The 23,802-nt window shown below is 65.0% G+C and carries 27 protein-coding genes; 12 read left to right on the top strand and 15 right to left on the bottom strand.

Annotation, left to right across the window (positions count from 1 at the left end; all coding sequences use genetic code 11):
- Positions 1-6 precede the first annotated feature (6 nt).
- A complete protein-coding gene (locus tag ACQCSV_RS09750; RefSeq protein WP_426938363.1) occupies positions 7-3,495 on the bottom strand; it encodes a DNA polymerase III subunit alpha in 3,489 nt (1,162 codons plus the stop codon).
- Positions 3,492-3,827, bottom strand: coding sequence for a DUF6504 family protein (locus tag ACQCSV_RS09745; RefSeq protein WP_354154980.1), 336 nt, complete (start codon positions 3,825-3,827; stop codon positions 3,492-3,494). Before ACQCSV_RS09745 ends, ACQCSV_RS09750 begins: the two co-directional genes overlap by 4 nt.
- A 154-nt stretch (positions 3,828-3,981) precedes the next feature.
- On the opposite strand from ACQCSV_RS09745, the gene ACQCSV_RS09740 reads away from it, so the two are divergent.
- Positions 3,982-4,371 (top strand): hypothetical protein, encoded by a 390-nt coding sequence (locus ACQCSV_RS09740; protein ID WP_185260689.1) that lies wholly within the window; start codon positions 3,982-3,984, stop codon positions 4,369-4,371.
- Positions 4,372-4,442: 71 nt separating this feature from the next.
- On the opposite strand, the gene ACQCSV_RS09735 is transcribed toward ACQCSV_RS09740, so the two are convergent.
- The gene (locus ACQCSV_RS09735) at positions 4,443-4,763 is read right to left on the bottom strand and encodes a chorismate mutase (RefSeq protein WP_354154979.1); all 321 of its coding nucleotides are present in this window, start codon (positions 4,761-4,763) and stop codon (positions 4,443-4,445) included.
- 19 nt (positions 4,764-4,782) lie between these two features.
- Here ACQCSV_RS09735 and ACQCSV_RS09730 point away from each other — a divergent pair, with 19 nt between their 5' ends.
- Positions 4,783-5,205, top strand: coding sequence for a VOC family protein (locus ACQCSV_RS09730; RefSeq protein ID WP_354154978.1), 423 nt, complete (start codon positions 4,783-4,785; stop codon positions 5,203-5,205).
- Positions 5,206-5,250: 45 nt separating this feature from the next.
- On the opposite strand, the gene ACQCSV_RS09725 is transcribed toward ACQCSV_RS09730, so the two are convergent.
- The gene (locus tag ACQCSV_RS09725; RefSeq protein ID WP_354154977.1) at positions 5,251-6,000 is read right to left on the bottom strand and encodes an SOS response-associated peptidase; all 750 of its coding nucleotides are present in this window, start codon (positions 5,998-6,000) and stop codon (positions 5,251-5,253) included.
- Between the two features lie 129 nt (positions 6,001-6,129).
- Between ACQCSV_RS09725 and ACQCSV_RS09720 the strand changes: the two genes are divergently transcribed.
- From ACQCSV_RS09720 to ACQCSV_RS09710, 3 genes are all read left to right on the top strand, one after another.
- The gene (locus ACQCSV_RS09720) at positions 6,130-6,387 is read left to right on the top strand and encodes a mycoredoxin (protein WP_056340387.1); all 258 of its coding nucleotides are present in this window, start codon (positions 6,130-6,132) and stop codon (positions 6,385-6,387) included.
- A gap of 83 nt (positions 6,388-6,470) precedes the next feature.
- Positions 6,471-7,556, top strand: coding sequence for an S-(hydroxymethyl)mycothiol dehydrogenase (locus ACQCSV_RS09715; RefSeq protein ID WP_354154976.1), 1,086 nt, complete (start codon positions 6,471-6,473; stop codon positions 7,554-7,556).
- Positions 7,553-8,194: an MBL fold metallo-hydrolase gene (locus tag ACQCSV_RS09710; protein ID WP_354154975.1), complete on the top strand. Its 642-nt coding sequence runs from the start codon at positions 7,553-7,555 to the stop codon at positions 8,192-8,194. Before ACQCSV_RS09715 ends, ACQCSV_RS09710 begins: the two co-directional genes overlap by 4 nt.
- A gap of 44 nt (positions 8,195-8,238) precedes the next feature.
- Here ACQCSV_RS09710 and ACQCSV_RS09705 read toward each other — a convergent pair whose 3' ends face one another.
- Positions 8,239-9,006 carry a lipoyl protein ligase domain-containing protein gene (locus ACQCSV_RS09705; RefSeq protein WP_354155054.1) on the bottom strand — a complete coding sequence of 256 codons (768 nt, stop codon included), beginning with the start codon at positions 9,004-9,006 and terminating at the stop codon, positions 8,239-8,241.
- Positions 9,007-9,022: 16 nt separating this feature from the next.
- On the opposite strand from ACQCSV_RS09705, the gene ACQCSV_RS09700 reads away from it, so the two are divergent.
- Positions 9,023-9,412, top strand: coding sequence for a DUF2177 family protein (locus ACQCSV_RS09700; protein WP_354154974.1), 390 nt, complete (start codon positions 9,023-9,025; stop codon positions 9,410-9,412).
- A gap of 92 nt (positions 9,413-9,504) precedes the next feature.
- Positions 9,505-10,209, top strand: coding sequence for an endonuclease/exonuclease/phosphatase family protein (locus ACQCSV_RS09695; protein ID WP_282331555.1), 705 nt, complete (start codon positions 9,505-9,507; stop codon positions 10,207-10,209).
- Positions 10,210-10,258: 49 nt separating this feature from the next.
- On the opposite strand, the gene ACQCSV_RS09690 is transcribed toward ACQCSV_RS09695, so the two are convergent.
- Genes ACQCSV_RS09690 through ACQCSV_RS09670 form a run of 5 tightly spaced genes read right to left on the bottom strand, consistent with a single transcriptional unit; the run spans position 10,259 to position 12,870 of the window.
- Positions 10,259-11,062, bottom strand: a complete 804-nt coding sequence (locus ACQCSV_RS09690; RefSeq protein WP_354154973.1) for a thioesterase family protein — start codon at positions 11,060-11,062, stop codon at positions 10,259-10,261.
- Entirely contained in the window at positions 11,059-11,634 is a 576-nt protein-coding gene (locus ACQCSV_RS09685) for an NUDIX hydrolase (protein ID WP_354154972.1), read from the bottom strand. The genes ACQCSV_RS09690 and ACQCSV_RS09685 overlap by 4 nt, the downstream gene beginning before the upstream one ends.
- Positions 11,635-11,685: 51 nt before the next feature.
- Positions 11,686-11,886, bottom strand: coding sequence for a DUF1918 domain-containing protein (locus ACQCSV_RS09680; protein WP_193342549.1), 201 nt, complete (start codon positions 11,884-11,886; stop codon positions 11,686-11,688).
- 53 nt (positions 11,887-11,939) lie between these two features.
- Positions 11,940-12,518 (bottom strand): DNA alkylation repair protein, encoded by a 579-nt coding sequence (locus ACQCSV_RS09675; RefSeq protein ID WP_354154971.1) that lies wholly within the window; start codon positions 12,516-12,518, stop codon positions 11,940-11,942.
- Positions 12,508-12,870, bottom strand: a complete 363-nt coding sequence (locus tag ACQCSV_RS09670; RefSeq protein WP_354154970.1) for a TraR/DksA C4-type zinc finger protein — start codon at positions 12,868-12,870, stop codon at positions 12,508-12,510. Before ACQCSV_RS09670 ends, ACQCSV_RS09675 begins: the two co-directional genes overlap by 11 nt.
- Positions 12,871-13,009: 139 nt before the next feature.
- Between ACQCSV_RS09670 and ACQCSV_RS09665 the strand changes: the two genes are divergently transcribed.
- Complete coding sequence (locus tag ACQCSV_RS09665; protein WP_354154969.1) at positions 13,010-13,390, top strand: cupin domain-containing protein; 381 nt, start codon at positions 13,010-13,012, stop codon at positions 13,388-13,390.
- Between the two features lie 23 nt (positions 13,391-13,413).
- Here the strand turns inward: ACQCSV_RS09665 and ACQCSV_RS09660 are convergent, their stop codons facing one another.
- The 3 genes from ACQCSV_RS09660 to ACQCSV_RS09650 all read right to left on the bottom strand — a co-directional run bounded on the left by ACQCSV_RS09660 (position 13,414) and on the right by ACQCSV_RS09650 (position 16,759).
- Positions 13,414-14,685, bottom strand: a complete 1,272-nt coding sequence (locus ACQCSV_RS09660; RefSeq protein ID WP_426938362.1) for a lytic transglycosylase domain-containing protein — start codon at positions 14,683-14,685, stop codon at positions 13,414-13,416.
- Positions 14,686-14,811: 126 nt separating this feature from the next.
- The gene (locus tag ACQCSV_RS09655; protein WP_354154967.1) at positions 14,812-16,275 is read right to left on the bottom strand and encodes a protein adenylyltransferase SelO; all 1,464 of its coding nucleotides are present in this window, start codon (positions 16,273-16,275) and stop codon (positions 14,812-14,814) included.
- A complete protein-coding gene (locus tag ACQCSV_RS09650; protein ID WP_354154966.1) occupies positions 16,178-16,759 on the bottom strand; it encodes a GNAT family N-acetyltransferase in 582 nt (193 codons plus the stop codon). Before ACQCSV_RS09650 ends, ACQCSV_RS09655 begins: the two co-directional genes overlap by 98 nt.
- Before the next feature lie 266 nt (positions 16,760-17,025).
- Between ACQCSV_RS09650 and ACQCSV_RS09645 the strand changes: the two genes are divergently transcribed.
- The 4 genes from ACQCSV_RS09645 (at position 17,026) to ACQCSV_RS09630 (ending at position 21,296) form a co-directional block, all read left to right on the top strand.
- Positions 17,026-17,706 carry a Pr6Pr family membrane protein gene (locus tag ACQCSV_RS09645; protein ID WP_354154965.1) on the top strand — a complete coding sequence of 227 codons (681 nt, stop codon included), beginning with the start codon at positions 17,026-17,028 and terminating at the stop codon, positions 17,704-17,706.
- Between the two features lie 976 nt (positions 17,707-18,682).
- Positions 18,683-18,931 (top strand): hypothetical protein, encoded by a 249-nt coding sequence (locus ACQCSV_RS09640; protein ID WP_354154964.1) that lies wholly within the window; start codon positions 18,683-18,685, stop codon positions 18,929-18,931.
- Between the two features lie 200 nt (positions 18,932-19,131).
- The gene (locus tag ACQCSV_RS09635) at positions 19,132-21,012 is read left to right on the top strand and encodes a glycoside hydrolase family 15 protein (protein ID WP_426938361.1); all 1,881 of its coding nucleotides are present in this window, start codon (positions 19,132-19,134) and stop codon (positions 21,010-21,012) included.
- A gap of 122 nt (positions 21,013-21,134) precedes the next feature.
- A complete protein-coding gene (locus ACQCSV_RS09630; protein WP_354154962.1) occupies positions 21,135-21,296 on the top strand; it encodes a recombinase family protein in 162 nt (53 codons plus the stop codon).
- Positions 21,297-21,618: 322 nt separating this feature from the next.
- Here ACQCSV_RS09630 and istB read toward each other — a convergent pair whose 3' ends face one another.
- Complete coding sequence (gene istB, locus ACQCSV_RS09625; protein ID WP_354223765.1) at positions 21,619-22,377, bottom strand: IS21-like element helper ATPase IstB; 759 nt, start codon at positions 22,375-22,377, stop codon at positions 21,619-21,621.
- Positions 22,374-23,618: an IS21 family transposase gene (gene istA / locus ACQCSV_RS09620; RefSeq protein ID WP_426938360.1), complete on the bottom strand. Its 1,245-nt coding sequence runs from the start codon at positions 23,616-23,618 to the stop codon at positions 22,374-22,376. The genes istB and istA overlap by 4 nt, the downstream gene beginning before the upstream one ends.
- Positions 23,619-23,802: the final 184 nt, after the last annotated feature.

The raw sequence follows: 23,802 nt of genomic DNA, 5'->3' as shown, positions 1-23,802 counted from the left end.
GACCCCTCAGCCGCCCATTCCGGTAATCGCAAGGCTTCGGCTGATCCCGTCCAGGGGATGCGGTACATCGGTGCTCTCCACGCGGTCCGCCGCGAACGGCAGGGATTCCACCCGGCTCAGGTCCCAGGCCATGCTGGCGCTCAGGCTGATTCCCCGGGGACCTGTCCGGCGTGTAGTGCCCCGGATCAGCAGCAGCCTGGTGCCGAACAGCAACAGCCCCGCCTGCTCCTGGGCTTCATGGAAGAACACGGAATCGACGCAGCCGGTGCCGTCATCGATGCTGATGAACACCACCCGCCGGCCGCCACGCATGGGCGGGGTCTGGGTGGCGATGCGCACCCCGGCCACCAGTACCTCGGTGTTGTTGCGCAGGCTCAACAGTTTGTCGGCAGTGGTGACCCCGAGCCGGTCCAGCAGGGGCCGGTGGCTGTCCATCAGGTGCCCGCTGACGTCTATGGCCATCAGGTCCAGTTCTGCCCGGACGTTTTCCACCAGGGTGGGCGCGGGAAGCCCGGGTTTGACGTTCCGCAGTTCCACATCCCCCAGCGGCAGGGACAGCTGCCCTTCCATGATGTCGATGCCTTTCCGGGTACCGCCCGCGGCCTGGAGCTGTTGCAGGTGCTGGACGAGGTCCGCGCGGTTGGCGGCGCCGCCCGATTCACGGTGCAGGGAATCAAAAGCACCCAGCTGGGCGAGCCTTTTGATACTTGGCTTGCTCAGCCTGGACCGGGCCCGGAGGTCAGCCAGGGAGTCGTAGGGCTGGCCGGCGACAATCCGCTTGAGCTCGGTCCCGGACAGGCCGTAGATGCCGTTAAGGCTCAGCCTGATCCCCAGCTTGCCGGCATCCGGCCCTGCCGCCACTCGTTCCACCCTGTACTTGGCCTGGCTGCGGTTGATGTCCAGCGGCAGGATGGGAATGCCCAGCCTGCGGGCTTCGGCCACCAGCAGCCGTTTGGGGTACATGCCGGGATCGTGTTCCCACAGCCCCGCCAGGAAAGCCTCGGGGTGGTGCGTCTTGAGCCAGGCGGACTGGTAGGTGGGAACGGCAAACGCCGCACCGTGCGCCTTGCAGAAGCCGAAGCTGCCAAAGGCTTTCAGGGTCTCCCAGACCTTGTCCACCACCTCCGGGGCGTACCCCTTGATCCGGGCCTCCTTGCGGAAGAACTCCTCCACCTTCAGCTCGTGGACCTCGTCGCCGAGCGCCCGGCGAAACTCGTCTGCGCGCGCCAGGCCGCAGCCGGTCATCACGTGGAAGGTTTTAAGGATCTGTTCGTGGAAGACAGTGACCCCATGCGTTTCCTGCAGCACGGGTTTCAGGTCGGGGTGCGGGTAGACCTCCGGCGCGAAGCCGTGCCTGTGCTCCAGGAAAGGCCGCACCATGTCCGATTTCATCGGGCCCGGCCGGAACAGCGAAATGTCGATGATGAGGTCGTTGAACTCACGCGGCGCCAGCTTGCCGATCAGCTCCCGCTGCCCGGGCGACTCGATCTGGAAGCAGCCCAGGGTGTGGGTGCTGCGGATCAGTTCGTAGGTTGGTTCATCATCCAGCGGCACGGCGTTGAGGTCGATGTGCCCGTTCTCGGCGATGTAGTCCGGCCCGGTCCCGTCAGGACCTGCAGGGTGGGCCCCGGCCGCAACCACTTCCGCTTTGGAGGGATGGATCCGGATGACTTCGCGGACGGCAAACGCCATGGCGCTCTGCATCCTGACGCCCAGGACATCAAGCTTGAGCATGCCCATGGGATCCATGTCGTGTTTATCGAACTGGCTCATGGGCAGCCCCAGTCCGCTGGGCTGCACAGGGGTCCGGTCAAGCAGCGTGGCGTCGCCCAGGATCACCCCGCAGGGATGCATGGAGATATGGCGGGGCAGCCGGTCCAGCCGTTCGGTGAGGTCCACCAGCAGGTCAAGCTGCTGGTTTTCGGCGAAGTCCCGCTGTTCCACCCGCCCGGCGAACTCACGCAGCTCAGGTTTCTCAACCAGTGCCTCACGGAATTTCCGGGCCGAAAAGCGCCACAGCTGCTTGGCGATCTCGCCGACGTCATCATGGTCCATACCCAGGGCCATCCCGGCGTCGCGGACGGCACCGCGGGCGCGGTACCCGTTCTGCATGCTCATCAGCGTGACGCGCTCGGAACCGAAGCGGTCAAAGATCCGCCGGTATACGTTGTGCCGTTCGGCGCTTTCGACGTCGATGTCGATGTCCGGCAACGTGGCCCGGTCCCGGGACAGGAAGCGTTCGAAGATCAGGTCGTGTTGCAGGGGGTCCACCTGGCTGACATCAATCAGGTAGTTGACCAGGCTGGAAGCCCCGGAACCACGGGCGGCTGCCCTGACCCCCATGTCCTGGATCATCCGGGAGACCTCCGCGACCGTGAGGAAGTAAGAGGAAAACCCCAGGTTCCTGATGATCCCCAGCTCGTGCTCCAGCCGCGAGCGCATGTCCTTGTGGGCTGAGCCTGATATCCCAGGGAACCGCCTGCTGATCCCGGCCTCACAGCGCTGCACCAGTTCATTGTGCGGGTCCTGGCTGATGCCTATGACCGATGCCTCGGGGACTACCGGCTGCTTCCAGCCCATGTCAGTCACCGGGTCGATCCGGCAGAAGTCGGCGAGCGCCTCGGTCTGCGCCATCAGCTGTTTGAGGTCCGCTGCGCCATACCCTGCGGCGCGGATAATTTCCTTGCCGAGCTGAAGCATCTGCGCAGAGGATTTGAGCCAGGCCTGCCCGTTGGGCTGGAGCAGCGGTTCGGCCGCGAGTTCGGGGAGGGACTTCAGGGTCCGGGCGGAGTCGAGCACGTCTGCCGTGGCGGCACCGTCCTCTGCGCAGTAGCGGACCGCGTTGGTGAGCACAGCCGGTACATGGTGTTCTTCCGCGAGCTTGAGCATACGTACCGCATGCGCGGTACTCAGGTGCGCCCCGGGGGCGGTGAGCTGGGAAACGACTTCCGCCACCAGGGTTTTTGGGGGCATGGCGTCCAGCCAGCCTTTGAAAAGGGTGCGCGGACGGAGGTAGCGCCGGCCGCTCATGGCCCGTCCGACGTCGGAATCCGGGCCGATCAGTACTGTCAGGACCGGTTTCAGGGTTTTGGGGTCGAGCGTGCGGGAGGCGAGTTCGGCGCGGGTGACCGCCACCGGTACCGCTCCCCCGGCTTTGCCGGAGGTGCGGGCATGGGCATCGGACACCAGCCGGCACAGGGCCCGGTACCCCGCCCCGTTGTTGTTGCCCCGGGCGAGCACCACCACCCTGCCGGCGAGCTGGGTGCGGTGGTCGCCGTCGTCGTCGAAGACCGCTAGGTCCACACCCACGATGGGGTCGATGCCGGCGGCCATGCAGGCTTTGAGGTGTTTGATGGTGCCGTACAGGCCGTCCCGGTCCGTGCAGGCGAGCGCGGTTGCGCCGTCCGCGGCGACAACCTGGGCCAGTTCGTCGGGCCACGCCACGCCATAGTGTGCGCTGAAGGCCGTGGAAACGTGAAGGTGGGAGAAGCTCATGCCGTCTGGGGCCGGAGTGCATCGTGGATCCGCAGGATCCTCCAGCGGCCGCTGCCGACATGCCTGCTCAGGTCCAGGGTGAGCGGCTCTCCTGCATCCCGAGGGCCGGTACCCTGCGGGTCCGCATGTACTTGGACGCGCCAGATTTCGTGGTCCACCAGCCCCGGCCCGCTGCCGAGGGGCGCACGGCGCTCCTCGGCCCACCACTGCCGGCGTTCGTACCACCGGACAGGCTCGGCGCACACGGTGTAGTGCCGCCCGGCCCACTGGAGTTTCAGCGGCTGGCCCGCGGGGGTGCAGACGACGTCCACGGACTCGCTGAACGTACCCATGGGCGCCTCCCGGAACTGAACGGAGCTGATGCAGGATGCTGATGCAACAGCAAATTATTCGAACACATATTCGAATAAATCCAGTCTACGACGGCGCTCCGACAAAACCTAGACAGGGGTGGACGGACGGGCAGCAGGAGGGCAGGATTGTGGCATGAGCACCCATGACGCACTCCTCAAGCACGTAAGCATCAAGGCCCAGGACGAAAAGCTCGTGGCAACCTTCGATATCGACGGCAACATACCGGGGGCAGGTGCGTACGTAGTGGGCCTGGTGGCGGCGAGCCCTGATTACTCATCACAAAGACGGTTGGGTATTGAGTTCATGAACGGGGAGGCCATTGCCTTCTACTCGTTCAGCCATGACCAAAGCGCCGAGGAAAACTATGATCTTGCCGGTGTGACACACTCGGGCAACACCATCACGGGCAACTTCCCCGTCGCGGCCGTCCATGGCCTGGGCAAGGGACACGTCATGTCGGCCTTCAGCGAGGCCGACGGCCGGGAATTCCAGTCGGGCGTCGCCGTCGACGAAGCGCTCTAGGAAACACTGGAGCAGGCAAACACCGGGGCAGGTGCTGCCGGACCCGAATCCGGACAGCACCTGCGGCGGTGTCAGCTGCTCTCTTTGTGGACCTTCATTTCAAGTTCGATAAACCCTAAGATCATGGCCCGGTAGGTTGATTCCACGATGTCCGGATCAATGTCCTTCTTTTCCGCGGCGGACCGGACATGCTCAATCACCCGTTCCACCCGGCCGGGGGCACGGACTTCAGCGTCGTCCCCCTTCAGGCTTCCGGCGATGCGGATCAGGCGTTCACGCCGCGCAATGAGCGTGACAATCTGCTCATCAACTTCGTCGACCGCAATCCGAACGGCTGCGAGCTGTTCCTTGTCGGCCAAAGCATCCCGATCGTTTCCTTGAATTGTTGCCATCTTCTGACAGTATCGAAGCATGCAGCCCAGAGTCGACTTCATCTCACTAGGCGTTCGCAGTGTTGACGCCTCCCGCCGGTTCTACGCCGAAGGCCTCGGCTGGCCTGTCCACCGCGAATTCCCGGGCGATGTGGTGTTCATCCAGGTCAACCACGGCCTCGTCCTTTCCTTGTGGGACGCCGCGCAGATGCACGCCGAGGCCGGCGTAGGCGCGCCCGGCCCGGTCCCCTGCATCACACTCAGCCACAACCTGCCCAGCACCGAGGCGGTGGACCGGGTCATGGCGGAGGCGGCATCGGCCGGAGCCACCATCGTCGCTGCGCCGGTCACCCAGCCTTGGGGCGGGTACAGCGGCTATTTCGCCGATCCGGACGGCTTCCGCTGGGAAATTGCCTATAACCCCACCTGGACAGTGGACGACGGCGGCCAGGTCACCGTTTAAGGGCCGGGCACCTCCGCCGTCAGCCGGGTCAGCGACCGGAACGCCTCAGAACAGCGCCTCTACCGGACGGATGAGTTCCGGGGAGTTGTTACGCACGTTGCCCACCTCGGTGCCGACGGAATCCACGTGCCAGTCGGCCGCGACGTCCTTGACATGGGCGCGGACCAGGTCCACCAGGAAGGCGGCGTCGTCGATCTGCGGGTCGATCCACGACGCCATCGTGGCCCGGTCCATGGGCAGCGGCACGCGGTCATGCAAGGCAGTGAGCTTGCCGAAGATTGTCGACTCAGCACCGGGCGGCGGGGTGTCCGCCGTCAGGATGGATGTGGAGAGCATCCACCGGCCGGGGTCACCCTCGGCCTTGGACGGATCCTTCCACCACTCGTACAGGCCCGCGAACACCAGCCCGCTGCCTTTGCCCGGATGGACGTAGTAGGGCTGCTTGGCTTTGCCGGTGCCCTGCTTCCATTCGTAGTACCCGTCCGCCGGGACAGCGCAGCGACGTGACTTCACGGCTTTGCGGAAGGCCGGCTTCTCGAGCAAAGTCTCGCTGCGCGCGTTGATCATCCTGGGGCCGATGCCCGGATCCTTCGCCCAGGACGGCACCAGGCCCCAGCGGGCCACGTGGAGCTGCCGCACGGGGCCGTCGTCGATCAGCCGTTCCAGGACGATCGGGACAGCGTCGGTTGGCGCCACGTTCCATGACGGGGGAAGGTGCACTTCCTCCTCCAGCTGGGCATCAAAGTCGGCCAGCAAGTCGCCCACGGCCCGTGCCATCACATAGCGTCCACACATGGCTCCAGCATGCCATCAGCGTTATCTGCTGTCATCCGGCACCGCATCCACCGGGCCGGCTCAGGGAATAGCCTGCCCCGGGTTACCGTTGACGGGAAGGAACCTACCCAACGATTTCAGGAGAGCTCCGTGGACTTTACCCCCGAGAACGGCACCATCACCATGTTTTCCACCACCTGGTGCGGCTACTGCAACCGGCTGAAGAAGCAGCTGGACGCGCAGGGCATCGGCTATACGGAAATCAACATCGAAGAGGTGGAGGGCACAGCCGACCTCGTGGAGAAGCTCAACGGCGGCAACCGCACCGTGCCCACCGTGCTCTTCCCGGACGGCACTGCCGCCACCAATCCTTCCGCTGCCGAGGTAAAGAGCCGCCTCGCGGCCTGAACACCGCAGCTCATGTGGTAAACAGAACGGGACCAACATCCGTGTTGGTCCCGTTCTGTCTATCTGCATTGAGGGAGCCTTTCGTGATCCATAAAGTCAAAGGTGTCGTAGCGCGTTCCAAGGGCGCCCCGGTCACTCTGGAGACCATCCTGGTCCCGGATCCGGGTCCGGGCGAGGCCCTGGTGGACATTCTCACCAGCGGCGTCTGCCACACCGACCTGCACTACAAGCTGGGCGGCATCAGCGACGACTTTCCGTTCCTCCTCGGGCACGAAGCCACTGGAGTGGTCAGTGCCGTTGGCCCGGACGTCACGGACGTCGCCCCGGGCGACCGCGTGGTATTGAACTGGCGGGCCGTCTGCGGCGACTGCCGTGCGTGCAACCGCGGCCAGGCCCAGTACTGCTTCAACACCCGTAACGCCACCCAGAAGATGACGCTGGAGGACGGCACCGAACTGTCCGCCGCCCTGGGCATCGGAGCCTTCATCGAAAAGACCCTTGTGGCTGCCGGCCAGTGCACGAAGGTTGATCCCGACGCCGATGCTGCCGCCATCGGCCTGCTCGGCTGCGGGGTCATGGCCGGACTGGGCGCCGCGATCAACACCGGCGGCGTCAAGCGCGGTGACACCGTCGCCGTCATCGGCTGCGGTGGTGTGGGCATGGCTGCCATCGCCGGCGCCGCGCTCGCCGGCGCAACCACCGTCATCGCCGTCGACATCGACGCGAAAAAGCTGGAGCGCGCGAAGGAACTCGGTGCCACCCACACCGTGGACTCCTCTGATTCCGACCCGGTGGAGAAGATCCGGGAACTCACCGGCGGCTTCGGCGCAGACGTGGTGATTGACGCCGTCGGCCGTCCCGAAACGTACAAGCAGGCCTTCTACGCCCGAGACCTCGCCGGCACCGTGGTACTGGTGGGCGTCCCGACGCCGGAGATGACCCTGGAGCTGCCGCTCCTGGACGTTTTCGGCCGCGGCGGGTCGCTGAAGTCCTCCTGGTACGGTGACTGCCTGCCGTCCCGGGACTTCCCCATGCTGATCAGCCTCTACAAGCAGGGCAAGCTGGATCTGGATGCCTTCGTGACCGAGCGGATCACCATCGACCAGGTGGAGGAAGCGTTCGAGAAGATGCACTCCGGTTCCGTGCTGCGTTCTGTGGTGGAACTGTGAGCGTCAGGATCGAGCACCTCGTCACATCCGGGACGTTCTCGCTCGACGGCGGCACCTGGGATGTGGACAACAACGTCTGGATCGTGGGCAACGCGGAGGAATGCGTGGTCATCGATCCCGCGCACGATGCCAAGGCCGTAGCCGCCGCCGTCGGTGGCCGGAAACTCAAGGCGATCCTGCTGACCCACGGCCACGACGACCACATCCGGTCGGTAGCTGACTTCTGGGACCTCGTCCAGGCACCGATCCACCTTCACCAGGACGACTGGATGCTGTGGCGCAACGTCTACCCGGATGTGGAACCCGATGTCGCCATCAAGCACGGCGACATCATCGAGGTGGCGGGGGCCAGCCTGACGGCCCTGCACACCCCCGGGCACTCGCCCGGCTCGGTGTCCTTCCACCTGGCGGACGGGCCCGATGGTGAGGGCTCGCTTTTCAGTGGGGACACCCTGTTCCAGGGTGGCCCCGGCGCCACGGGCAGGTCCTACAGCGACTTCCCCACCATCATCGAGTCGATCCGGACGTGGCTGCTGCCCCTGCCGGCCGAAACGGTGGTCCGGACCGGGCACGGCGACAGCACCACCATCGGAGCAGAAGCCCCGCACCTGGACGAGTGGATCGCCCGGGGCCACTAAGGGCCCCGGAGCCCCGCCATCTGGCCCAGCACGGCTAGCGCGGGCTACGCCTCCCTGGTGTCCAAACCTGCATAGCTGCTGAAGTCGGCGTGCCGGAGGGAGGCGTGGCCCGCGTACGCGGCAATTACGGCGTCCTGGACATCCTGGACCGTCAGCCCGGGCACGAGGTCGTTGGCCGCGCCGGCAGTGGCCGGGTCCCAGTCCAGGCCCAAGGCGGCATAGCTGTCCGTCAGGACGTGGCGGATGGGGGCGGAGTTTTCCACCACGATCACGGAACTGAACAGCCACCCGCCACTCACCACGCGTTGCGCTGTTCCGACGAGTTTGATCCGGCGCGCCGGATCGGCCGGATCGGTTCCGTGAACGCTGAACTCGCCTGGGCAGTACTCCCCCGGAATTTCGCCAACTGCGGCCTGCACACCGACGTTCCGCAAAGACTGCGCCAGCAACTCACCAAAGAATCCGAACCGGGCCTTGGAGCCGGCAATGGCATCGGTATGGGGCATCACGTGGTCCACCACCAGAGTGCCCTCGTGGTAAGCGGCGGCGCGGCCACCGGCCTTCCGCACCAGGGGTTCAAATCCGTACTCCCGGCACGCCTGGGCGGCTGTGTCGAAGCCGGGCAGCCGGGTATCCCGCTGACCGAACGCAACAGTGGGTGCGGGCCGGTACAGCCGGAGCGTGGGGCCGATCCTGCCGGTCTTCGCATGGGTCAGCAGTTCGAGGCCGAATTCCAGGTCGCGTGCGGCGCCGAGGGTGTGATCCTGCCGCACCACGGTCAGGGTCTGCATTCCCGCTTCGGCGTCCTGCATGTTGCTAAGCTCCCTTATGGTCATATTGCAATTCCTTGTTGTCGCTGCTGCGTTTGCCGTCATCGACTCCGTCTGGCTCAAACTCATGAACCCGTTTTACCGCAGCCACATCGGTGACCTGCTCGCAGACAAGCCACACTTAGGTTACGCCGTGGCTTTCTATGTCATGTACATAGCAGGAATTGTCTTCTTTGCGCTGCGGCCGGCGCTCGACGGCGGCAGCTGGCTGACCGCCGTCGGCTACGGGGCCGCCTTGGGCGCCTTTGCCTACGCCACCTACGACCTCACGAATGCCGCCACGCTCAAGACGTGGCCACTCCAGCTTATTGTCGTGGACATCCTATGGGGTGCCGCCCTGACTGGGCTGTCCACCCTCGCCGGATGGCTGGTGTTCCGCTCCACCTGACATCCAGCGGATTAATACTGCACCGTCCCCCATCGGTGGCTAAACTCAAGAACTGGGCCCACCCGCTACTCCTCAGAAGAGGTAATCCACTGATACGCGTCATTAGCTACAACTTACGTAAGCACAAGGCCAGCGGGGAGCTGGTCGCCTTGGCACAGGACTTCGGCGTTGATGCCCTGTGCCTGCAGGAATGTGACACCACTGACCTGCCGGACACACTGGGTCAATTGCAACTGGCCGATTCCACGAAAGGCAACCGGCTTGGGCTGGCCATCTACTACCGGCCGGACCGGTTCACCGCCCACGGCACCAAGGCATTCGCGCTCAAGAAGTCCCTTCACGACATGGTCCTGGCGCCCGCCCATGAGCGCCTCATCGGCACTCGCGTGCGGGACAACGAGACCGATCACGAACTGGTCATCGCGTCTTTCCACGCTGCACCGCTGACCGCCACCAACTCGCTGCGGCGCAACCAGATCCATGCTGCCCACGCGGAACTGCTGGGCATGGGCACCGGCCTGATGACTTTAATGGTGGGGGACTTCAACTACCCCTTCTTCACGAAGAACCTCAACGAACACATGAAGAACACGGGGTACGAACTATCCCTCAGTGATCGCCGGACCTACACGCGCTACAAGGTGTTCAAGGGCCACTTCGACTTTGCCACGTCCCTGGGCCTGAACATCGAGAACGTGGAAACCCTGCCCCGCGGCGCCTCCGACCACCTGCCCATCCTGGTGACCGCCGAATACGGCCAGGACTCGACGCCGGTCCAGGAGCCCCCGGCGTCCTGAGGCCTGCCGGGAAGCGGCCAGGCAGAAATCAACGCCTGGGAACTGCGCCTCAGGTCCTGCGCAGCGTCAGGATCTGTTCGGCGCGGCCGAAGGGCCCCTGTAGATCGTGCAGGACGGTGGACGTGAGGCCAATACCGTCGGTTCCGAAGGAGACGGCGTTGTCCAGGCCCAGCCATTCGCCCCCGGGCCTGCGGTACATGTGGATCTGCAGGTCCAGGTTGGGGAAGGCATAGCTGTCTTTACCTGGCGGGACCCTGGCCGCGATCCCGTTGGCTGTGTCAACGAGGCCCATCAGTCGGGCCAGGTCGCCGCTGTCGGCGTTGTCGGTGAGAGGGTGCAGGGTGCGGAGCCAGACGATCCCCGCGCCGGGCCGGTGGCCCTCTGCCACACGCATCTCCAGGGACCGGATGTAGCCGCCGGGCCAGATGGCAGGGCCGTCGAGCGGTTTGCATTCATCGGGCGCCGGAATGGCGGCGTCCTCGACGGCGGCAACCCCGGCTGTGTCGCTGGTGATCATCCGCCATGCTGTGGCACGGATGGCCACGCGGCCGTTGGCAACCAGTTCGGCCTGCAGGAGCTCGATGGTCCGGCCGGGGCGCAGAGTGGTGGTTTCGATGTGGAACCCGCCCCCGGGGATCAGGCCCAGGATCTCGTAGCTCAGCCGGGCCATCCGCATGTCGTCGCGGGGTTCGTGGCGCTCCAGGCTGTCCGCCATCAGGCCGGAAGCCGGCGCCATGTGCTGTTCGTGCTCGTTCCAGGCCCCCTGGGCGTGGATGGTGGAGCGGAATCGGCCACCGCCGAACGCCTCATAATAGAAATCGCCATCGGCCAGTTCCGGGAGTGCAGCAGTCAACATTGACCCTTTCGCTTGTCTTTGTGGGGCTCAGCCCACCCTGTCCGCTGGGCAGAACGCTCCAGCATGCCTGTCCGCAGATCCGGCCAGGATGCTGCGAAACCGGGATGGAGCTCTTTGAGGTCCACCGCATCCACCGGAACCCACTGGAGTTCGAGACTTTCCGGATCACTGATCACGGGCTCGAAAGGCGCGGTCACCAGTACTATGACGGTGGTGTAGGACCAGTAGCCAATGTCCAGCACGGAGGTGAAGAGGACGCTCACATCCGCGGCAGGCATCGCAGCTTCCTCGTGCGCCTCGCGGAGGGCCCCGGTGACGGCGTCCTCACCCTGGTGCAACGCTCCGCCGGGCAGTCCCCAGGTACCACCGTTGTGGCTCCACAGCGCGCGGTGCTGCAGCAGGACACCCTTGCCGGGATCATAGGCCAGGACGCCGGCGGCACCGAACCGGCCCCAGAACTTGCCGCGGCTGCCCTCCACCCAGGCGTCACCGGGGTCCCGCGGACCGGTCCGGACCGGCGGAAACGTGAGGTTCGCATCAGGGGACGTGGCAGCCAAGGAGTGATCCATTCCACCAGTCTGACAGGTGCCCGCTGGCCCGGACGCGCAGCCCGCGGCGCGTCAGCCTGTTTGTCCCCCGTGGCCGCGTTCGACGGCGAAATCACCGCCGGGGTACATAACCGTTTCGTGTCCGTCGTCGAAGCGGACCAGATAGGGCGGATGACCTTCCTGACCGCGGACTTCAACGATTACCCCGTGCCGGTCCGACGATCCGACGGTCCTCCCCCTGACGATGATCCTGTCACCCTGCGCTGCCTCCATGGCAATCACCTCCAAGGCCCAGAGTACGGCTGACGGGGATCAGGGAACAGGGGTCAGTCCTGTGCCCGGTTGCGCTTCCCGGAAATGGACGGCAGGTCAGTTCCCTGGGACGCGATGAGCCGGGCTGCGCGGCGGAGTGCGTCGTCCGGGTCCTGGTGCCAGCGGGTGATGACGACGTCGGCGCGCTGTCGGTCGTTTCCGCCCAGACCCTGCAGCAACGGACCCACAACGTCGGCAATCAGGGCGTCCACCAGTTCACCGGTCTGCGCGGTTCGGATGAAGCCCTCCAGCCGGGTCAGGTCAGAGTGGCGGAGGAGGGAAACCCGGGACTGCAGCAACACAACGGCGGCGAGCCGCCGCTCATAGATTGGAAGCCTGCCTGGACCGGGCCGGCCCCAGAGGAGCGACGCTAAAGCGGTCACGTCGTCATGGCCAAGGTCCTTAAACTTCGTGCCGGCGTCGCGGACAGTGCCGCGGACGGCTCCCACCGACGATCCATAGGACCCCAGCGCCCCACCCACCCGGGACTCCACGTCCTCAGCCCGGTACCAGGCGCCCTCGTTCTGCAGGGTGGCGTCGATGAAGCCGGCAGCCTCCGGGACGCGCTCGTTCACGGCACCGCTACCGTCCATGCCGGCCGGTCGCAGCGTGGACTATGCAGAACGGCGTCGACGGGCGGGCTTCGAGCCGTCTTTCCGCGATGGGATCCCCGCACACGGCGCACGTCCCGTAGGTGCCGGCCGCAATCCGCGCCAGCGCCGCCTCCACCTGGTCAAGGCCAGAGCTGCTCTGCCGCAGCAGCGCCGATGCCTGCGACAGCTCGAACGCAATGGTGGAACCCTCGGGGTCGTGTTCGTCGTCCACGTTGGAATCCTGGCGGGCGGCGTTGGCCGAGGAGATGTCCGCACGGAGGGCGGGGAGGAGTGCAAGTTTCCGGGCGCGCTCTTCCTCCAGCAGGACCCGGAAACGGTCAAAATCGGGCATGGGAAAAGCCTAGTGGTTTGGGTCTCGACAAGTGCGGCGGGTTGGAGGAAGCTGGCAATCGTAAGCGCCTCAGATGCCGTCTGTCAGCCAGGGACAGACGGCTGATGGACACAGAATCAAAAGAGAAAGTCTGCGTGTCATGCCTACAAACATCGTTACCGAGCTTGAAGTCAAATCCCATAACACACCGGATGAGAAGCGCCGCCCGGACAAGACTGAAGTCGACATCGTCAAAGTGGGTGACTACACGATCGGCCGGATGACGTTCAGTCCCGGCTGGCGCTGGTCGGACTGCATCAAGCCAGTGGTCCAGACCGAGTCGTGCCAAAACAACCACGTGGGTTTCTGCGTTTCCGGCTCCCTCCACGTCGAGACCACCGATGGCAACCGGATCACCATCAGCGCCGGTGACTCCTATACCATTCCGCCAGGGCATGACGCCTGGGTGGACGGCGATGAAACCTTCGTCGGCATCGAATTCCTCAGCGCCGCGGAATACGCCAAAGCCCCGGAAACGTGACCCGGCTGCCGACCCGGACCAGGTCAGTACCAGTTCTTGGCCACGGAATGGTTCCACGCGCCGCAAGGTGACCCGTAGCGGTCCGCGATATAGGACAGTCCCCAATTGACCTGGGTCCGGTAACTGGTGAGCCAGTCGCTGCCTGCCGTCCCGTACTTACTGGCCGGCAGCGCCTGGGCGATGCCGTATGCGCCCGAGGAGGGGTTGGTGGCGGTGGTCAGCCAGTTGGACTCCTTGGTCCACAGTGACGCCAGGCACTGGAACTGGTCCTGGCCCCAGCCGTGGGCAGCCAACTGCCCGGCCGCGTAGTTTTTTGCGCCCGCGGGGTCGTTCATGGCGCCTCCCGGCACGGAAGGTACAACGACGACGGGCGGCGGCACCGGCGTCGGGCTCGGGACCGGAGCAGGGGCGGGGACTCCCGGTACAGCAGGCGGGGCCGGAGCCGGTTTTTGCGCAGCGGCGAGGGCCGCCGCCTTGGCTGCCGCCTCCGCCTGCTGGCGTGCCTGCTCCTGCGCCGCGGCCCGTTTGGCGGCCTGCGCGGTTTCGTATGCGGCCAGGGCCGCCCGGCCCTGCCGGAACTCATCCTCCACCGCAGCAGTAGTGCCCTTGAGGGAGGCCAGCTGCGCGGTCAGCTCCTGGCCGTGTACCTGCTGCTCCGCGATCTGCCGGGACATGGCCTGCTGTGCCGACTGGGCGGCGTCGAGCTTGGTTCTGGCCTCCCCGGACAGGCGCTCGCGTTCGGCCCTGGCTGCCTGCTCCTGATCGGCCAGGGCGCGGGAAATGCGTTCTGCGGCTGCGGATTTGTACACCAGGACGGCTGTCTTATCACTGACGATCTGGACGATGTTCAGGCCTTGGATGCTGTTGTTCTGCACGGCGTCGAGGGCAACAAAGAAACCCATGTTGGTGCCACCGGTCTTGTACGACTGGGCCGCCAGGGCACCGATTTCCTTTTTGTACTGTCCCAGTTCGGCCGTGGCGCGTGCGGTCTGGGCGGCCAGGGCGTCCACGGTGGAGGTCGAGGCCTGAAGCGCCGCTTCGGCCAACGCGGATTCCGCGGCGGACGTTACGGCCGCATTGCCCAGTGCCTCGGCTTCGGTCTGGAGCCCGCCCAGCAGCGTGTTGATTCTCGTGACTTCTGCCGCCTTGCCGGCCTCGCTTTGCTTGGCGTTCTGCACGTCCTGCCATGAGGGATAGCCGCCCGGCGGCGCGTCGTCTGCGGCATGTGACGGAAGCAGCGCAGCCGACCCCACCAGGGTGACCGCCAGCATGCCCGCGAGGGCGGGCAGCCGCATTCTTTGAACAATCCGGGACATAGTTGGTGAGCTTACCGGGCATATCGGGCTTGCGGGGCCTGACCTGCCACATCGTTACCGGGGCGACAGCCTGCAGGGCGCGCCAATCCGGCCGCCCTTGTTGGCTCAGGTTCCGCAGAAGGTCCGGTAGTTCCCGAAGTCTTCAGGGGCGGGGCCGGCGTAGCGTTCCAGCCCGGGGCGCTGCGTGTACGGTTCAGCCACGACGGCCATCAGGCGGCTGAAGGGGTCCAGGTCGCCTGCAATAGCAGCGTCAAGAGCTTCTTCAACCAGGTGGTTCCTGGGGATGTAGACGGGATTGACCTGTTCCATCAGGTCCGCGTCCGGCGCCAGCGCCAGCCACCGAGCCGCCCGGGCGTCGCAGGCTTCGGGCTCCGCAAACATGGCCCGGGCAGTTTCCGGGGTGCCGCGGGCTGCCGAGACGAGGCTCCGGAAGAAGGAGGTGTAGTCCACTTCGGCTTCCTGAAGCAGCGCCAGCACGCCGTCCACCAGCGGCGACGCGACGTCGTCGGGAGTGTCCGCGCGCAGCCCAAGCTTGGATTTCATGCCGGCTGACCAGGCCGCGCTGTACAGCGTGCGGAAGGCGCCGAGGGACTCCACTGCGAGCGCCACGGCCTGGTCCTGGTCTTCGTGGAGCAGGGGCAGGAGTGCTTCGGCGAGCCGGGTGAGGTTCCATTCGGCAATGATCGGCTGGTTGCCGTAGGCGTAGCGTCCGTCCGCGTCGATGGAGCTGTAGACCGCGCCGGGATTGAAGCTGTCCATAAATGCACACGGACCGTAGTCGATGGTCTCGCCGGAGATGGTCATGTTGTCGGTGTTCATCACGCCGTGGACGAAGCCCACCAGCATCCATTGCGCCACCAGGGATGCCTGCGCGGCTATGACGGCGTCAAAGAACGCGAGATAGGGCTTGTCGGCGAGCGCGGCGTCCGGGTAATGCCGGCTGATGGCATGATCGGCCAGGCGGCGGAGGAGGTCCGTGTCGCCGTTGACGCGGGCGAACTGGAAGCTGCCGACGCGCAGGTGGCTGCTCGCCACCCGGGTAAGTACAGCACCGGGCAGTATGCTTTCGCGGCGGACGGGCCGGCCCGTGGCCACTACGGCGAGGGACCTCGTGGTGGGGATGCCCATGGCGTGCATGGCTTCGCTGACGACGTACTCGCGCAGCATGGGACCGACGACGGCGAGTCCGTCACCCGCGCGGGCGAACGGTGTCCGGCCGGAACCCTTGAGGTGGATGTCCCTGAGCTGCCCGTGGATGTCCGTGACCTCGCCCAGCAGGAGGGCACGCCCGTCGCCGAGCTGCGGTGAGTAGCCGCCGAACTGGTGCCCCGCGTAGGCCTGGGCCACCGGCGTGGCACCGTCAGGGACCCGGTTGCCGATCAGCAGCAGCGTCCCCTCATCCGACCGCAGCGCGGACGGGTCCAGGCCCAGCTCGCTGGCCAACGGCTCGTTCAGGACCAGCAGCTGCGGATCAGGTGCTTCGTCCGCCTGCCACGGAACCGCCAGCTCCCCGAGTTCGCGGGCGAAGCGTCCATCGAAGGTGAGCGTTATTGGGATTGCGGAGCTCATCCTTCCAGACTACCCGCGGCAGCACCGTCCATGCGTCATTGCCCGACTTGAAGGTGAAGAACGTGACCGGCGAAGCGGTAGCTCCCAGCGCCCGATAGAAATCCAAGGCGTGCACGTCCTCGTTGTCGGCCGGGACGAATATCTCGTGGATGCCCTCCAGCGCGGCGGTGGCGCGCAGTTCGAGCACCAGTCGGCTTGCGACGCCCTGTCTCCGATGGTCCTGCCGCACGGCAAGATCGTAGATGAACACCTCCGACGTTGGTGAACGTGTCATCGGCAACGTGTGAGCAGTTAGGCCGGCAACAATATCCGGGCCAATGAAAGCCGCCAGGGCCCAGAAACCCTCTGGACCAAGAAGATCTTCGAGGTAGTCCTCGCTGAGCGGCTCGCTGTCTTCTCCGAAGACACGCGCCATCATCTCAAACATGACGCATGCCGCAGCCGCGTCCCCGCGGACCAAGCGCTTGACCTCAAGTTCGCTCATTGCAAGATCATCCCATGCCATGCGGCCCGGTTCGGGCGAGATGTGCGGTTCCTCAAAAGATACCGGTAGAACAACACCCGTCGGTGCGGGACGAGAGAACCGTAATTGGTGCGCGCTAGCCGATCCCTGAACGGGCGCCCAGGGAACAGCACCTCCATGGAGTCAGCCCGCCCTGCGAGAAGCACCGGCCCCGGGTCGCACGCAGACCCGGCGTCGACAATGCCAACCTCACGGCCCCGACATCCCTGGCCACATAGGATCCCTATATGACACCCAATCGAGGGCTGGCGCTCTTCAGGTTCTGGTTTGCCCTGCTCGGATTCCTGGCCATACTTTTCCAGCTGACACATCTGCTCCAGAACGTTCCCGGCGCCTCCGCGGGGAATTTCTTCAGCTATTTCACCATCGAATCAAACATCATTGCCTTCATCACCCTGGCGATCGCCGGCCGGTACGCATGGAAAGGCGAAAGCCCCCGTTGGCTCGAACTCCTTCGCGGAGCTGCGACCATCTACATGACCATCACCGGGATCGTTTACAACCTTCTGCTGAGCAACATCGACGTCAACACTCCAATCCCCTGGATCAACGTCGCGCTGCACTACACCATCCCGACGATCATGGTGATCGACTGGCTTGTTGACCTGCCCAAAACCAGGGTCCCTGTCCGCACCTCGCTGATCTGGCTCGGGTTCCCGCTCCTTTACCTGGTCTACAGCCTGATCCGCGGTCCCATCGTCGACTGGTACCCCTACCCGTTCCTCGACCCACGGGTCAGCGGCTACGGAACCGTCGCCGCGATGGCGCTGGCCATCGCGGCAGCAGCCTTCCTCTTCGCCCTCATCGCCGCGTTCTCCACGCGGCTTCACATCGCCCCGCAACCTGCCGGACTCACCTACGGCGCCAACGGGGTACCCCTTCAATCCGGCGCCAGCACCATCAACTAAGCACCGGTCGTTCAGAAGAAACCCGAGTTCCGCCGGGTAACTTTTCTCTCCCAGGACTGACCCGACACGGATCGGTGCCCGTTCCGGGATCCGCTGTCCCGCTTGGGGAACCCTCTACGGGACCATTGCGGACCAGCTGCCGCTCCCGAAGTTGACGGGTGCCTCGGGTGGCCGCGGGACACTAAGCCCGAGGGGGCAGACGCATGGACCCCGAGCAGTACAGACCGGCCGACGATCACACAAGGCGCCATGGACCCGGGTGTGCACTCGGGGCTATGAGGATGGAATACTCAGCTCCTGCCGAGCCTCCAGCGACACCGGGACCTGAAACCCGCTACGGCCAGAGCGAACAGACCCTGGACCATCGCCGCTGCCTGCATCATGGTTATCGGCTTGCAGCTCATGGTGGTGGGGCTCAGCATGGTTCCGGCAGCCGCATACACTGCGGTTTACGATCCACCGCACGAGGCAGGAAAGGCGGCCGGCGCAGGGCCGCCTGACCCGAGCAGGGCATCCCCCGGTTGGGGGTGGATAGGCCCGGCCGAGCAGCACAACGAACGTAGCCGACACAGGAGCACCATGGTCATCAGCGAAACACAGATCGAGAATGGCATCTTCCGGGGTAACACGCTGGGAACTGGAACCGGGCGATACGATCCCGGCACACGTGCATGAACACGAGTACGTGGTCGTCCCCCTCACGGAAGGCACCCTGTGGGCGGCGGCCCCGGACGGGGCCGAGACGGCCGTCGAGCTGAGTATCGGCCAAAGCTACGTCCGCCCGGCAGGTACCGCGCACACGATTGGTACCGCGGCACCGCCTGGATTATGTTCGTTGAAATCGAGAAGCTCTCCTAGCGTCGATATGCCCCTGTCCTTCACCGACGGACCGGCGTACTCTGAGCACACTCTCATACCGGGATCCCCTGCCGGGGTCTATGGACATGAGTTCCCAAAGGAAGGACACCGGTTGAAAATGAACATCAGGGATCAGTGGGACCATCTCGATCCCGCCACTCAGAAGTGGCTCACCGACAATCCGGGATGCCTGATTCTGCCCCGCACGGTCACAGCAACCATCTGCAATAAAACCGGAACCGACGAAGGTAACCGGCACGGCGAGACCGTGCTTTCCCAAGAGGACCGCGACTTCATCCGGCTGAAGGCAACTGAGGCCCAGGACGCGCCCCGGGAACGCCCGTTCTTTCCGGCAGACCAATCCTGACCCGACAGGAATCGTGTTGCTGCACGCCTAGGTCTCTGTGAAAGGCCGCCATTCTGAACCAACAGCCGCGCCTACTCTCCTTAGAGGAATGGAATGTGGTCCCTGTTCAAGCTGCGGTTTCCCGGGCCAGGTGGGCTGAAATCGGGTTGACATTGCCAGCCCCCCTTGCTGAAGCGGACCGAGTCAGTCAGGCTGTGTCAATGAGCAGTAGCCCCATCGCAGACTACGGATTGCTCTCTGACTGCCGGTCTGCGGCGTTGGTGAGTGCTGCAGGGTCTGTGGACTGGTTGTGCCTGCCCCGGTTCGATAGTCCCTCGGTTTTTGGACGTCTCCTGGGTGACGACGCAGGGTTCTGGTCAATCCGTCCTGTTGCTGACTTCACGTCCACCCGGCGATATGTCGGTCCCAGCATGGTTCTTGAGACCTTTTTCCGCACCGACGAGGGTGAGGTCACCCTGACCGACGCCCTGGCTCTTGGAAACGGGAACAGGGGCCATGACCTCGGTGCCGGATCACCGGGGGCGCTGTTGCGGCAAGTTTCCTGCATACGAGGAACGGTTCAGCTTGACGTCGTCTTTGTGGCGCGACCGGAATACGGGTTGATACGGCCTTTGGTCCACGGGGGATCAGGTGGGCTGTTGATTAGAGGAGGCGCCGCGGTCCTGTCATTGTCTGCTCCTGTTCCGTTTACGATCGAAAGTGATGTCGCCCGGGCCCGCGTTGTTGTGCGAGAGGGTGATGCTTTTGGATTCGCCCTTGAACACGCGAACAGCTGGGAGGATGCGCCCGTCTTCTGGGCACAGGAGGAAATTTCCCGGCGGCTTGCCGACACCATTGAGGGCTGGACGAGCTGGTCGGGGATGCACCAGAACTACACGGGCCCGTGGCAGGAACTGGTCTCCCTGAGCGGGAGGGTGTTGCGGGCGCTGACCTTCCACCCCACTGGAGCGATCGTGGCCGCCCCCACCACGTCCCTGCCGGAGGTCATCGGAGGCCAGCGCAACTGGGACTACCGCTATACATGGGTCCGGGATGCAAGCATGACGCTGCAGGCACTCTGGGTTGCCGCCTGCCCGGTCGAAGCCGGAAGGTTCTTCCGCTTTCTGGCGACGGCTGGCTCCGGCCAACTGGGCGAGGGTGAAGAGCTCGGGATCATGTACGGGGTCGGTGGTGAACGTGACCTGTCAGAACGTGAACTGCCCCACCTGCCGGGTTGGCGTTCAAGCACGCCCGTCCGAATAGGGAACGCAGCATGGCGGCAACGCCAGCTCGACGTGTACAGGGAACTCCTGGACGCTGCAGCAATCTTGCCGGAATACCTCGCAGACATGGACCCGGACACCCGCAAATTCCTTGCGGACGCCGCCGATGCAGCAGCCGCACGATGGCAGTCCCCGGACCAGGGGATCTGGGAAGTCCGCGGCGAGCCCCGCCACTACCTGTACTCAAAGCTCATGTGCTGGGTGGCCGTGGACCGCGCCGTCAGCATTGCCGACCTCCTGGATGCCACCGACAGGGTTCCTTATTGGCGGGACGTACGAGAGCAGATCGCCGCTGCTATAAAGGCCCAGGGCTGGAGTGATACTGCCAACTCCTACACCCAGGCGTTGGGCTCCGATGAGCTGGATGCTTCAGCACTGATGCTCTCAATTGTCGGCTTCCTGCCGGGGGATGACCCACGGATGCTGGCAACAATTGACGCGATCCAGCGGCACCTCACGGACACAAGGGGCCTGGTGTACCGGTACGGTGGTGAAGACGGGCTGCCCGGGGCTGAAGGGACGTTCCTGCTGTGTACGTTCTGGCTCGCCCATGCACTTGCCCTCGCCGGCTCCGTTGAGCGCGCCCGGGAAGTTTTTGAAGGCGCTGCAGGCTTCGCCACAGAGCTGGGCCTGCTTTCTGAAGAGGTGGCCGCCGGCAGCGGTGAGTTGTTGGGGAACTTCCCGCAGGCGTTCAGCCACATCGGGCTGGTCAACGCTGCCTGGGCGATCAGCCGGTCAGAGGAGAAGTACCCCGGGTCCGGAACCCCGGCCATCCCGTTCTTGACCAGATGGCTTCAGCATTGGACCGGACCTTGGTAACCCGACCGGTTGAGCAGCCTGAACGTGGTCTTGGGCCTCGCCAGTGCCGGCCTGGCAGGATCTAAACCGCCAGCTGGACGCCCTGGGCGCTGCCGGCATTGATCCCACCCAGAGAGATACAAGTGGACAAGAAGTCGGGAGCCACACGCGCCCGTCCTGGGCTTACGGCGGCCTTGGGCTACGCCCGCCCTGGGGACGTGCTGGTAGTCCATACTCTTGACTGCCTGGGTCGGACTGTCCGGGACACGCTCAACCTTGTCCACGAGCTGGCCGACGGAACATAGGGCTGCGAACACTGGCGGATCCGTTCAGGATCGACACCACAGCCAAGGATGATCCGATGAACCAGCTGGCGCTTGTTGTGCTGGCTCTCTTCGGTCAGATGGAACGTATCTACGCGGCCGAACGCTCGGCCCATGCCCTCCCATGCCAGCGCGGGGGCCACGGTGCACGGGCGCGGCGCCGGTCGGCCGTCCGTGGGCGATCCAGACAAGCTCGAACATGCAACACTCTTGGGGGACAAAGGCACCTCCATGGCGGACTGTTAACGCCAACCGAAAATAGGGCCAATAGTGCCAATTGAGAACGGGGCCACGGGTTGTTGTTCTATTGTGCCGTACTGGCGGCAGGTTGGTGTTTTTTGAGGCGGTAGCTGTTGCCTTTGAGGCTGATGACGTCGGCGTGGTGGACGATCCGGTCGATCATGGCCGAGGCGATGGTCAGGTCTCCGAAGACGTCGCCCCAGCGGGCGAACGGGAGGTTAGACGTCAGAATCATGGACGCGTGTTCGTAGCGGCTCGAGACGAGCTGGAAGAACAGGTTCGCGGCGTCCTGATCGAACGGGATGTAGCCTACTTCGTCAATTATGAGGAGCCCGTAGCGGCGGAGTTTGACCAGTTCCTGGGCGAGTTTCCCTCGGGAGTGGGCCTCCTGCAGTCGGGCGACCCAGCCCGTGGCGGAGTCGAAGAGGACCCGCTGCCCGGCCTTGGCTGCCTTGATGCCGATGCCGACCGCGAGGTGCGTTTTGCCGGTGCCGGGCGGCCCGAGGAGGACCACGTTTTTGGCCTCGGAGAGGAACACCCCGGTGCCCAGGTGCGCGATGAGGTTCCGGTCCGCGGAGGGCTGATGGTCGAAGTTGAACTCCTCCAGGTCCTTGTGGGCCGGGAACCGTGCGGCCTTGATCCGTGTTGCCGCGCCGGAGGCTTCGCGTTCGGAGACTTCCCGGGAGAGGACCGCGGCCAGGTACTCCTCATGGGACCAGCCGGCGTCCCGGGCCTGGTCCCCGAGCCGGCGGAACCCATCGCTGATCCGCGGTGCACGCAGGGCCCGGGCGTAGTACTCGATCTGTGACGGTGTCCCGCTCATGACGCCACCTCCAGGACCAGGTTCGGCTGCTGGCCGAGGTCGATGCCGAAGATCTCGTCGTAGGCGGCCAGATCCCGCACCTCCACCGCTTCCTCGGGTTCGGGGCGGTGCACCCGCTGGGTCCGGAAGTCCCGGCGCATGACCGCCGCGCGGGCCACATGGGCCGGATCGGTCAGGACCAGGTGCCGGGCCCATGCCCGGACATGGGTGGCGATGATGACACCCTCATGAGTGACCCAGACAGTGTCCAGATCAGCAGTGACATCCACGATCCTCCCAATGAACGAAGGGTCCACGGAATAGTCGTTGGAGAACACCCGCACGTAGTAATCCCGCGGGAGCCGCACCGCGTTGCGGAACACCGCCTCCGGGGTCACCGGCGGCAGTTCCCGCATCCTCTCCCGGTCCAGGACGATCAGCTCGTCAGGGCGGCCGTGGCGGGACCGCGAGTACCGGTGATTGGCCTTGGGCAGCCAGTCCTCCAGCTGGCCGTTGAAATCCGCTGGTGAGCGGAAGTCCCGGCCCGGCATGAACCGTTGACGGAAGAACCTGTTCATCCGTTCGACCATGCCCTTGGACTCCGGATCTCGCGGCGGAAGCAGCTTAATCTCCAGTCCTAGGGACCCGGCGAACGCCGCCACCGGCTCCGTCGGTTTGCGCCGGCCGATGCCGGACTCGTTGTCCCACAACAGCCGCGACGGAACCGCCTGAGCGTCCTGCAGCAGAGTCCACATCCCGCCCAGAAGATCCGGCGTCGTCCGCGACGGCAGCATCCGTGCCTGGATGAATCCCGAGAACGCCGAGGTCATCACCAGCACCGGTGGCGTGTCGTTCTGGCCCGCACCGACGGGCAGCGGCTCGTGCGGGAACCAGAGATCGCACTGCACCTGGAACCCCGGCTCGTGGACCAGACGGTCGGCCGGGTCAGGCGGGGCGTATTCAGGCCGGATCGCGGCGACCTTCGCCCGGAACAACGACGCGGAACCAGACCAACCCACCCGCTCCGCCAGCGTCGCTGCCGGCATCGTCGGCGTCTTCACCAACAACTCACGCACCCTGGGAGCAAACGCATCAAAACTCGACACCCCGGCCGCCCGCTGATACTTCGGCGCCCGGTCCGACTCCAAAGCCCGATCCACCGTTCCGCGGGAAACCCCCACGATCCTGCCGATCTCACGCTTCGAGTGCTTGCCCGTCGAAAACAGGTGGCGTATCTCCGCCCAATCATCCAAATTGATCACCTTCCATAATGGTCGGTGGCCCTATTTTCAGTTGGCGTTCCTGGCCCTATTTTCGGTTGGCGTTAACACGGACATAGCCTCCAAAACGGGCCTTCCCGCGCAACGCTTTACCGGCATCTCCTTGCCCGCTCCCCTAAGCCATAGCACTCAGCAAAATGGCCCCGCCGAAAGGCAGTGCTATTGA

Source organism: Pseudarthrobacter sp. S3 (assembly GCF_050156905.1).
Classification (GTDB): Bacteria; Actinomycetota; Actinomycetes; order Actinomycetales; family Micrococcaceae; genus Arthrobacter.
Note: the sequence above shows the minus strand (reverse complement) of the source record. Positions and strands in the feature narration are given on the sequence as shown.

What these genes read in the sequence shown, in the direction of transcription:
- ACQCSV_RS09725 (WP_354154977.1), bottom strand. Translation starts at nt 6,000, where the DNA reads ATGTGTGGACGCTATGTGATGGCACGGGCCGTGGGCGACTTGCTGGCC.
- ACQCSV_RS09740 (WP_185260689.1), top strand. Translation starts at nt 3,982, where the DNA reads ATGAGCACCCATGACGCACTCCTCAAGCACGTAAGCATCAAGGCCCAG.
- ACQCSV_RS09635 (WP_426938361.1), top strand. Translation starts at nt 19,132, where the DNA reads ATGAGCAGTAGCCCCATCGCAGACTACGGATTGCTCTCTGACTGCCGG.
- ACQCSV_RS09750 (WP_426938363.1), bottom strand. Translation starts at nt 3,495, where the DNA reads ATGAGCTTCTCCCACCTTCACGTTTCCACGGCCTTCAGCGCACACTAT.
- ACQCSV_RS09660 (WP_426938362.1), bottom strand. Translation starts at nt 14,685, where the DNA reads ATGCGGCTGCCCGCCCTCGCGGGCATGCTGGCGGTCACCCTGGTGGGG.
- ACQCSV_RS09745 (WP_354154980.1), bottom strand. Translation starts at nt 3,827, where the DNA reads ATGGGTACGTTCAGCGAGTCCGTGGACGTCGTCTGCACCCCCGCGGGC.
- ACQCSV_RS09665 (WP_354154969.1), top strand. Translation starts at nt 13,010, where the DNA reads ATGCCTACAAACATCGTTACCGAGCTTGAAGTCAAATCCCATAACACA.
- ACQCSV_RS09705 (WP_354155054.1), bottom strand. Translation starts at nt 9,006, where the DNA reads ATGCAGGACGCCGAAGCGGGAATGCAGACCCTGACCGTGGTGCGGCAG.
- ACQCSV_RS09735 (WP_354154979.1), bottom strand. Translation starts at nt 4,763, where the DNA reads ATGGCAACAATTCAAGGAAACGATCGGGATGCTTTGGCCGACAAGGAA.
- istB (WP_354223765.1), bottom strand. Translation starts at nt 22,377, where the DNA reads ATGAGCGGGACACCGTCACAGATCGAGTACTACGCCCGGGCCCTGCGT.
- ACQCSV_RS09675 (WP_354154971.1), bottom strand. Translation starts at nt 12,518, where the DNA reads ATGGACGGTAGCGGTGCCGTGAACGAGCGCGTCCCGGAGGCTGCCGGC.
- ACQCSV_RS09685 (WP_354154972.1), bottom strand. Translation starts at nt 11,634, where the DNA reads ATGGATCACTCCTTGGCTGCCACGTCCCCTGATGCGAACCTCACGTTT.
- ACQCSV_RS09650 (WP_354154966.1), bottom strand. Translation starts at nt 16,759, where the DNA reads ATGAGCGAACTTGAGGTCAAGCGCTTGGTCCGCGGGGACGCGGCTGCG.
- ACQCSV_RS09645 (WP_354154965.1), top strand. Translation starts at nt 17,026, where the DNA reads ATGACACCCAATCGAGGGCTGGCGCTCTTCAGGTTCTGGTTTGCCCTG.
- ACQCSV_RS09670 (WP_354154970.1), bottom strand. Translation starts at nt 12,870, where the DNA reads ATGCCCGATTTTGACCGTTTCCGGGTCCTGCTGGAGGAAGAGCGCGCC.
- ACQCSV_RS09655 (WP_354154967.1), bottom strand. Translation starts at nt 16,275, where the DNA reads ATGAGCTCCGCAATCCCAATAACGCTCACCTTCGATGGACGCTTCGCC.
- ACQCSV_RS09730 (WP_354154978.1), top strand. Translation starts at nt 4,783, where the DNA reads ATGCAGCCCAGAGTCGACTTCATCTCACTAGGCGTTCGCAGTGTTGAC.
- ACQCSV_RS09680 (WP_193342549.1), bottom strand. Translation starts at nt 11,886, where the DNA reads ATGGAGGCAGCGCAGGGTGACAGGATCATCGTCAGGGGGAGGACCGTC.
- ACQCSV_RS09700 (WP_354154974.1), top strand. Translation starts at nt 9,023, where the DNA reads ATGGTCATATTGCAATTCCTTGTTGTCGCTGCTGCGTTTGCCGTCATC.
- ACQCSV_RS09640 (WP_354154964.1), top strand. Translation starts at nt 18,683, where the DNA reads ATGAACATCAGGGATCAGTGGGACCATCTCGATCCCGCCACTCAGAAG.